At 52.0% G+C, this 8,755-nt stretch carries 8 protein-coding genes and 1 tRNA gene; 4 read left to right on the forward strand and 5 right to left on the reverse strand.

The window, feature by feature from the left end:
• Positions 1 to 58: 58 nt before the first annotated feature.
• The gene (locus IBT47_RS15145) at positions 59 to 463 is read right to left on the reverse strand and encodes a MerR family transcriptional regulator (RefSeq protein WP_200561159.1); all 405 of its coding nucleotides are present in this window, start codon (positions 461 to 463) and stop codon (positions 59 to 61) included.
• A gap of 71 nt (positions 464 to 534) precedes the next feature.
• Between IBT47_RS15145 and IBT47_RS15150 the strand changes: the two genes are divergently transcribed.
• Positions 535 to 1,518, forward strand: a complete 984-nt coding sequence (locus IBT47_RS15150; protein ID WP_200561161.1) for an aldo/keto reductase — start codon at positions 535 to 537, stop codon at positions 1,516 to 1,518.
• 300 nt (positions 1,519 to 1,818) lie between these two features.
• On the opposite strand, the gene IBT47_RS15155 is transcribed toward IBT47_RS15150, so the two are convergent.
• The 3 genes from IBT47_RS15155 to IBT47_RS15165 form a co-directional block, all read right to left on the reverse strand.
• Positions 1,819 to 2,823, reverse strand: coding sequence for an NAD(P)-dependent oxidoreductase (locus IBT47_RS15155; protein WP_200561163.1), 1,005 nt, complete (start codon positions 2,821 to 2,823; stop codon positions 1,819 to 1,821).
• A gap of 1 nt (position 2,824) precedes the next feature.
• On the reverse strand, positions 2,825 to 3,400 hold the full coding sequence (locus tag IBT47_RS15160) for a TetR/AcrR family transcriptional regulator (protein WP_200561165.1): 576 nt from the start codon (positions 3,398 to 3,400) through the stop codon (positions 2,825 to 2,827).
• A 167-nt stretch (positions 3,401 to 3,567) separates the two neighbouring features.
• Positions 3,568 to 4,488, reverse strand: coding sequence for an AraC family transcriptional regulator (locus IBT47_RS15165; RefSeq protein ID WP_200561167.1), 921 nt, complete (start codon positions 4,486 to 4,488; stop codon positions 3,568 to 3,570).
• Between the two features lie 102 nt (positions 4,489 to 4,590).
• Here IBT47_RS15165 and IBT47_RS15170 point away from each other — a divergent pair, with 102 nt between their 5' ends.
• Positions 4,591 to 5,424, forward strand: a complete 834-nt coding sequence (locus IBT47_RS15170; RefSeq protein ID WP_200561169.1) for an oxidoreductase — start codon at positions 4,591 to 4,593, stop codon at positions 5,422 to 5,424.
• 151 nt (positions 5,425 to 5,575) lie between these two features.
• Here the strand turns inward: IBT47_RS15170 and IBT47_RS15175 are convergent.
• Positions 5,576 to 5,651, reverse strand: a tRNA-Asn gene (locus tag IBT47_RS15175).
• A 305-nt stretch (positions 5,652 to 5,956) separates the two neighbouring features.
• Between IBT47_RS15175 and IBT47_RS15180 the strand changes: the two genes are divergently transcribed.
• Both IBT47_RS15180 and fepB read left to right on the forward strand, forming a co-directional pair.
• The gene (locus IBT47_RS15180) at positions 5,957 to 7,078 is read left to right on the forward strand and encodes a Gfo/Idh/MocA family protein (protein ID WP_105591523.1); all 1,122 of its coding nucleotides are present in this window, start codon (positions 5,957 to 5,959) and stop codon (positions 7,076 to 7,078) included.
• A 214-nt stretch (positions 7,079 to 7,292) separates the two neighbouring features.
• Positions 7,293 to 8,441, forward strand: coding sequence for a Fe2+-enterobactin ABC transporter substrate-binding protein (fepB, locus tag IBT47_RS15185; RefSeq protein WP_234471914.1), 1,149 nt, complete (start codon positions 7,293 to 7,295; stop codon positions 8,439 to 8,441).
• Positions 8,442 to 8,755: the final 314 nt, after the last annotated feature.

Raw genomic sequence — 8,755 nt, forward strand, 5'->3', positions numbered from 1 at the left:
AGAACAGTGAGGTGATAAGAGAAAAGAGTCCTCTGTCATCTCTTACCGCTGCCGGGTATCACCGTTGCTGACAAAGATACTTTTCTGCATGCGGGGCATCCTCGGACATGCCACTCTCAACCCACTGCAATTTATCACGCAGAAATAACAATGCAGACTGAAGGTTTTTTTGCTTTTCTTCCAGTTTATCTATCTGTTGCTTTAACGCCCTAATGGTCGCTTGTGGAGAAACCGGCTGCACGTGATAACCGGCATTGATATCAACAATTTCGCGAATTGAATAGCCCAGCGACTTTTGTAGTTTAATCATCAGTGCCGTTGTGACATCCCCCTGTGAAAATATCTGATAGGGTCGTGAGCCTCCTTTGCGCCCGACGTGCGGAGTGAGAAGACCTTTCGCGATATAAAAACGTATTGTATCGACAGTCATTCCGGTTGCTTTGGCAAATTCTGAAATCAGCACTGATTTCTCCTTGACTATGGGGTTAACTCCATAGTTATAACACAGCCATACCAACCACCGGAGTAATAAATATGACCAGCCCTGTAAACAAAATTCCCACCCTCAGATTGGGCAACCATGGCCGTGAAATAGGTATCCAGGGGCTCGGCTGTATGGGGATCAGTGAATTTTATGGACCCACCGACATACAAAATGTGGAGGCGGTAATTGAAACGGCTATTGAACAGGGGGTCAATATGTTTGATACCGCAGATATGTACGGTTTGGGCGAAAATGAGCGATTTCTTTCCCCCTGGGTGCGCCGCTACAGAGATAAAATGTTTATCTGCACCAAATTCGGCTATACGCGTACGCCTGAAAATCCGGACGACTGGAGTATAGATAATCGCCCGGAATATATCCGGACAGCGGTAGACCGCTCTTTGCAGAGGATGCAGATTGACTGTATTGATCTTTATTATATGCACCGGCGCGATCCCGCAGTGCCTCTGAGCGACTCAGTCGGAACCCTTGCTGATTTAGTCGCGGAAGGAAAAATCGGCGCAGTAGGTCTTTCTGCTGTCAATGGCGATGAGTTACGTGAAGCCAGTGCGATTCATCCCATATCGGCACTGCAGTCAGAATGGTCACTCTTCAGCCGAGACATTGAGCAGGATGTTATTCCCGTTGCTGCAGAGCTGGGTATTACGCTGGTTCCCTATGCTCCCCTGGGCCGTGGGCTGTTGACGAATAGCACTATTAACACAGTGCTTGCGGAAAATGACGCTCGCCACCATTTTCCACGCTTTACACGTGAGAATCTGGCCGCCAATGCTTTAATTGTCGCAAAGGTAAGCGCTATTGCGGAAGCGAAAAATATGAGCACGGCACAGGTCGCTCTGGCGTGGCTCTATACCAAAGCCAGAGAGATGCAGATATCAGCGATCCCCATCCCAGGGACAAGAAATAGACAACGGTTGGCAGAAAATCTGGCTGCTGCGTCAATGACCTTGTCAATTAATGAAATGGCAGAACTAAACGAACTGGCGGAACAGATTCAGGGTAGCGCAATTTAGTTTGTATTCTGCAGCCGGGTAAGAGACCCTTTTCCGGAAAGGTATGAAGACGCGTATTACCAACGGGGTTCACCCTCAGAATGAGACTTTGCAGTGATTCAGGCAAGGCACTTACTGGTTACAAATATTGAGCGAGAATCACAGGACGATCACCGCTTTTCTTTTCGAATCAGTCAGTGCTCTACATCTGTTGACGAATACTCAGGGTGCAAGGGTGTCTACCCACCAGGATCGTCAACTCAACTGGACCTGCTGTAAACGGTGACACTGCCGAATACCGCAGGTTTTATGATAAAAGATTTACCTTGTCATCAATTCCAGGCCACGCTCCAGAGATATCAGCGGTTGATAGCCGAGCTCATTCCTGGCTTTGGTGATATCCAGTGATACTTCCACTGCCGATGTGGCAAAAACCTGCATATTTAATGGGCTTTTTATTCTTCCCGCGGTTAATCGATTCAATCCGTCACCTAACTGCGCAAGTATACGGATCAGCGTACGGGGAACACTTTTGGAGGGCGCATTTATTCCTTGAGTCGCCAGTAACGCACTGACAAACTCTCTGAAATCATTAGGTGTATCGTCGGTAATAAAATAAATCTCACCATTACGTCCATACTCAGCGGCACGGCTTATTCCCTGGCATAGATTTTCAATATGAGTTGTTGAGGTTAAATAGTTTCCGTTGCTAATCCAGGCGAATTTTCCCTTATTTACTGCTTCAGTAAGCTGTGGCAAGGCAGTGGTATCCCCATTACCCCAGACAAACCTGGGCCGTACAATAGTGACACTCATAGCCTCGTTTTGATATGCGAGAGCTCTATGTTCACCTGCCGCTTTTGAACGTGAATAAGCGCCGACAGATTTTTCCGGTATATGTGATGTCTCATCAGCCATGATGAGCGGAGCACCGGTGAGCAATACTGACTCAGTACTGATATACACTGCCTTTTTTAATCCTGCTCTCTGTGCTGCTGCAAATACCTGATCGGTGCCATTCACATTGACATGCCATTGTTCTGCAGAGTGATAGGCATGTGCCGTATCCGCAGCTGCATGTATCAACAGATCACAATCCAGCATAGAAAGATGCAAGTCTGCAGCAAACATATCACCACGAACAGGAATGCCTCCCGCTTCTGACACCTTTCGGTCTGCGATATCACTTCTGGTCAGAACCCGCACTTCCGCACCGGAACGACGATAATAGCGGATCAGATTTCGCCCAACAAAGCCACTTCCACCAGTGATGAAAACACGACGATTAGCCATTAATTTCTGCAGGTCTTCCTGGCTTTTAGACATTTTAATCACCTTTAACCTTCATTGCGGGAACGTCCTGATCTGCCAGCCAGTTAAGTTCAGCGAGTATTTGCGCTCGTTCGTCAGCTGTCCATTTGTGAAAATCCAGATGGTCCAGGAATTTGAATCCTTCTAAGGCCAGATATGCCAGCATGGCGCCACGAGGGTTTGAAGATGTCGTCGTGATCCGTTCAATCACTTCAGTCTGATGTTGTTGCATTGTTTTACGAAGATCTTCATTCAGAATGAGCGCGGAACTGAGGCTAAGAGCAATAGGGCGAAACTCTTCGGGCGGTGGCGTTTTGGCTACTTCAATACGGCCTCTCAAAGCAACACTGTCATTTGTGTCTAACGTAAGTTCCATCTCATGATGCATCAAATCGTCACGTTCCATAGCGCGAGTGACTACTGCTTCAAGCAGTACCTGTTTAGTTTTGTGAACATACAGAACACTTGCTTTGCTGATTTTTGCCTGTGCAGCGACCGCATCGATTGTTAGCTTTGCCACTCCAATCTGCCCGATCACTTGCTCAGCCGCATCCAGAATACTGTCAGTACTAATTTCTTTTTTACGTCCCATGCTCACCTCATATTTAACCATCCGGATGGATATTAATTAGGGTGACTGTATTTCGCAAGTTTTATAGTCGCGAAAATCTTCACTCTTCTAAGTTGTTTTCTTCTTTTCACTCATAGCTGACATGATGGCCTTTCACTTAATATGCCACCAGATTCGGCCATGCCACCTTAATGTGATGAAACGAATACTGACGCGGGCTGCGCAGGCGGAACGGCGAAGTGCTGCTGCATGCGTTTTATCTCCTCTGCCGGTGGCAGACCAAACAGGCGCTTGAACTCGCGATTAAACTGCGATGGGCTTTCATAGCCGACGGCGTAGCTCGCGGCAGCGGCGGTGAGCTGCTGCCGCACCATCAACATCCGCGCCTGGTGCAGGCGTACCGATTTGACATACTGCATCGGCGGCATCCGGGTTATCGCTTTGAAATGGTGATGAAACGTCGGCACGCTCATTCCGGCTTCCAGCGCCAGCTGCGGCAGCGTTAACGGCTCCGCATAGGTGGCATGGATGCGTTCCAGCACTTTACCGATTTTGCCGAACTGCCCCTGCAAAGCCAGCGCGGCGCGCATTGCATTGCCCTGTGCACCCGTCAACACGCGGTAATAAAGTTCACGTACCCGCCCGGGACCGAGGATGGGCGCCTCAAGCGGATTATTCAGGGCTTCAAGCAAATTCAGCACGGACGTTTTTACCGCGTCGTCCATCGGGCTCGACATCATGCTTTGCGGCGCGGCGGGAGGATGCGGGGTGCCGTGCTGTTCAATCTGCAACATCAGTTCAGTGGCCAGCTGGAAATCCAGATGCATATAAATCGCCAGCAACGGATGTTCAGCCGAGGCGTCGGTTTCCATCACAAACGGCACAGGCACCGAAACCGCCAGGTAGTGCTGTTCATTATATAAATAGGTCTGCTGACCGAAATAGCCCCGTTTGCTACCCTGGCAGACGATCACCATACCCGGGTCATAAAGCACAGGCGTTCTGGCAAGTGGGCGATCGGCACGCAAAATTCGCACATCGGGCAACGCAGTGAGGTTGTACCCCTCCTGCGCCGCGAGTGCTTTTACCTGAGCAATCAATTCAGACATATCAGCCTCATAAAATCAGGCAATAAAAAGAGAGAATAAGGCCTAAAAATGCGCCAGTGTGGAGAATACCATGCAATCTTCACTGTTTATGGGAGTTATGTTATGACATCGGCAAAAACGATTTTAATCACCGGCGTCAGCAGCGGCTTTGGCCGCGCGCTGGCGCAGGAAGCCCTCGCCGCAGGCCATCGTGTCCTTGGTACGGTGCGTAACCACGAAGCACTCAACGCTTTCGAGGCGCTCGATGCGCAGCGGGCTTTTGGACGCCTTCTTGATGTAACGGACTTTGAGCGCATTGATGAAGTCGTTGCGGAAATTGAGTCCACCCTCGGTCCGATTGATGTGCTGGTGAACAATGCCGGTTACGGCCATGAAGGCATCATGGAAGAATCTTCACTCGCTGAGATGCGCCGCCAGTTTGACGTGAATGTGTTTGGTGCCGTGGCGATGATCAAAGCCGTGCTGCCGGGCATGCGTCAGCGCCGTCGCGGCCATATTATCAATATCACCTCGATGGGCAGTTTCATTACCTTGCCCGGCATCAGCTATTACTGCGGCAGCAAATTTGCCCTGGAAGGGATATCAGAAACGTTAAGCAAAGAACTTAACCCGTTCAACATCTGCGTGACCGCCGTGGCACCCGGTTCGTTTCGCACCGACTGGGCCGGGCGCTCAATGGTACGCAGCGCGCGTAGCATCCCGGACTATGATGCTTTGTTCGATCCCATCCGTCAGTCTCGTGAGGAAAAAAGCGGTAAGCAGCTCGGCGATCCCGTTAAAGCCGCACGCGCTATGCTGGCAATCATGGAGAGCCGGAACCCACCCACGCATTTATTGTTAGGCAGTGATGCACTGGGTTTAGTGCGGCAAAAGCTCGCGGCATTAGGTCAGGAAATAGACGAATGGGAGAAACTAACCTGTTCAACTGATGGCTAGTCGGCCGCTGAGGCAGATAGCTCACTCGTTCATCGATGATTGTCGGCCGCATAAAGGGGCATTTCGCGCGGGCCATAATGCCGATCGCCTGACCGTTTAACGCAAAAGCAAAAAGCCCGCTTAAGTTTCCTTAAGCGGGCTTCTCTAAATATGGCTCCTCTGACTGGACTCGAACCAGTGACATACGGATTAACAGTCCGCCGTTCTACCGACTGAACTACAGAGGAATCGTTTGAACGGGGCGCATAGTATCGAGTGGGGGAGGGGATGTCAAAGGCTGATTTGATGTTTCTGGTTTAACTGCTGATTAAATCGGCAGTTGATGCGTATTTTGTGCTGTAACCCGCATTTTTTTATCTTTTGCGTACCGCTTTGCAGGTTGGATCTGCGTTGCACTGGCGGTTACATCTCTTTATGCAATCGCGATCACGTTTATTTCATTTTCATATTGAGTTGTGTATTTTTGAAATATATATTCCAGTTAGTTTTTCATTTCGTTCCATTTTGCCACCCCTACACCCAAGGATTTGTCATGCAAAAAGTCAGAATCGGACTGATCGGCACCGGCTACATCGGACGCTGCCACGCTATCGCTTACTCTCAGGCTTCTACAGTCTTTAAGCTGAAAGGCGAACTGGTACGTGAGATGGTTGCCGAGGTTAACCCGGACGTAGCGCGCGCTCAGGCCGCCGCGCTGGGCTTTAACCGATCGACCGGAGACTGGCGTGAGCTGGTGGCGGACGAGAATATTGACGTGGTGGATATCTGCGCGCCAAACTTCCTGCATAAGGAAATGGCGCTGGAAGCGATTCGCCACGGAAAGCACGTTTATTCCGAAAAACCGCTGGCGCTGGATGTGGCAGATGCGGAAGAAATGGTTCGCGCAGCGGAAAAAGCCGGGGTAAAAACCCTGGTGGGCTTCAACTACATGAAAAACCCGACCAGCCAGCTGGCGAAAGAGATTATCGCTCGCGGTGAAATCGGTGAAGTCGTGCATTTCTACGGCACCCACAACGAAGACTATCTGGCTAACCCGAACACCCCGCTGGACTGGCACTGCCAGAAAGCGCTGGCCGGACTGGGCGCGCTGGGCGATCTGGCTGCGCATATCGTCAATATGGCGCACTTCCTGGTGGGCAACATCAGCGAAGTCAGCGGCGATATGATGACGGTCATCAAACAGCGTCCGGACCCGAAAGATCCGTCTACGCTGCGCGATGTGGAAAACGAAGACCAGGCCAGCGCGCTGCTGCGCTTTGCTAACGGCGCGCACGGCGTGATTGAGACCTCGCGTATTGCCTGCGGCAGCAAAATGGGCCTGACCTACGTGGTCACCGGCACCAAAGGTACCATCCGCTACACCCAGGAGCGCATGGCCGAGCTTGAGCTGTATATCCATGACGAACCGGCCGGTCGTCAGGGCTTCAAAACCATCCTGACCGGGCCTGCACACCCAGACTATGCGGCATTCTGCATCTCTGCCGGTCACGGTATCGGCTTTAACGATCAGAAAACCGTTGAAGTGCGCGACCTGATTAACGGCATCGCCGCCGATGACCGCATGTGGCCGGACTTCGCGGAAGGTCTGCAGGTGTCGAAAGTGCTGGAAGCGATTGCCGTTTCCGCTGCGGAAGGCCGCTGGATGAAAGTGTAATTCAGAGCGATTTCGCTAAGTAAAACAGGCTGCTGACGCGATCGTCACGCAGCCTTTTTTATTCCAGCCCGATAAATCCAATTCGCATGCGCTGTATCCATAAATTATGCGGATGATACCCCATGCTGATTGCCGCCCGCCTGCGGCTAAAGCGTTTAACTTCAAGGGTATTGCATGTATGATAATAATACTCATTTACAACCAAATCCTAACCATGAAACCTCAATCTTCCGTTACCCGCCTGATGTTGGTTGCCGGTGCACTGGCGCTGGGCGTGATGCTCAGCGGCTGTGACCAGGCCTCCGACGATGCTAAGCCAGCGGCGCAGCATGATGCTGTTGCCCATCAGAACGCCGCCGAAGGTGAGCACCACGGCACCGAACATCATGACGCGGCGTACGGTGAACAGCAGCAAAATTCCGCGCCAGGTGAAACGTCTGGTTCAGATCGGCAAAACGCGGCGGTAAGTGAACCGCAAAGCTGGCCGCGCACCCTGCAAACGCCGAAAGGCGCGTTGACCCTGCAACAGGCACCGAAGCGGATTGTGTCCACCAGCGTCACCCTGACCGGTACGCTGCTGGCGATTAACGCGCCGGTGATTGGTTCCGGCGCCACCGGGCGCAACTCGACGGTGGCGGATGAGCAGGGCTTCTTTACCCAGTGGAGCGCGGTCGCGAAAGAACGCCAGCTGAAACCGCTGTACGTGACCGAGCCGAATGCGGAAGCAATTGCGGCCGAGGCACCCGATCTGATTATCATCGCCGCTACCGGCGGGGATTCGGCGATCAAGCTGTACGATCAGCTGTCGACCATTGCGCCGACGCTGGTGATTGATTACGGCAATAAAAGCTGGCAGCAGCTGGCGCTTCAGCTGGGTGATATCACCGGGCGCGAGAACGATGCGAAAGCGGTGATTGATCGTTTTGAGCAGCGCGTGCAGCAGGTGAAGCAGGAGATTACTCTGCCACCGCAGCCGGTGTCAGCCCTGGTTTACTATGAAGACGGGCGCGGCGTGAATCTGTGGACGCCGGAATCGGCGCAGGGCAAGCTGCTGACCGAGCTGGGCTTCAGCCTGGCGATGCCGCCTGCTGATGTTCACGGCGGTACCAGCATGGGCAAGCGCAACGACATTATCCAGCTGACCGGCGAGAATATGGCGGCGGGGCTGACGGGCAAGACGATGATTCTGTTCTCGTCCGATGATGAGACGGTGCAGAAGGTGGAGGCGAATCAGTTCCTGGTACATCTGGAGCCGGTGAGCGCGAAGCGGGTGTATTCGATGGGGCCGGATACGTTCCGTCTGGATTACTACAGTGCCAGCAATATGTTGAACAGCATTGAGCGGGATTTTAAAGCACAGTGAGTTCGCCGTGCTCACTTTGAGCTTTTCCAGTGAACGCTAAGATATCGCGCAGGCGGCGCTTCAATTCAGGCTATTGGCTTATCGGTGCAGGCCGGGTTCACGGACTCGGCGTGAATACATCCATGTAGCCTCGACGGGCGCATCCCTGCGCCCGACGGTCCGTGAACCCGGCCTGCACCGATTGCCGTTAACTTAGGTGTCGCGGGTGGCGAAAATTCTTCTTTCTGGAAAAATGCTGGTTTTCAGATTCATCTATCTTCACTTCTTCACTTCTTCACTTCTTCACTTCTTCACTTCTTCACTTCTTCACTTCT

The sequence above is a fragment of the Erwinia sp. S43 genome (assembly GCF_016624745.1).
Lineage (GTDB): Bacteria > Pseudomonadota > Gammaproteobacteria > Enterobacterales > Enterobacteriaceae > Erwinia > Erwinia coffeiphila.

What these genes read in the sequence shown, in the direction of transcription:
- IBT47_RS15150 (WP_200561161.1), top strand. Translation starts at nt 535, where the DNA reads ATGACCAGCCCTGTAAACAAAATTCCCACCCTCAGATTGGGCAACCAT.
- IBT47_RS15155 (WP_200561163.1), bottom strand. Translation starts at nt 2,823, where the DNA reads ATGTCTAAAAGCCAGGAAGACCTGCAGAAATTAATGGCTAATCGTCGT.
- IBT47_RS15160 (WP_200561165.1), bottom strand. Translation starts at nt 3,400, where the DNA reads ATGGGACGTAAAAAAGAAATTAGTACTGACAGTATTCTGGATGCGGCT.
- IBT47_RS15165 (WP_200561167.1), bottom strand. Translation starts at nt 4,488, where the DNA reads ATGTCTGAATTGATTGCTCAGGTAAAAGCACTCGCGGCGCAGGAGGGG.
- IBT47_RS15170 (WP_200561169.1), top strand. Translation starts at nt 4,591, where the DNA reads ATGACATCGGCAAAAACGATTTTAATCACCGGCGTCAGCAGCGGCTTT.
- IBT47_RS15180 (WP_105591523.1), top strand. Translation starts at nt 5,957, where the DNA reads ATGCAAAAAGTCAGAATCGGACTGATCGGCACCGGCTACATCGGACGC.
- fepB (WP_234471914.1), top strand. Translation starts at nt 7,293, where the DNA reads ATGAAACCTCAATCTTCCGTTACCCGCCTGATGTTGGTTGCCGGTGCA.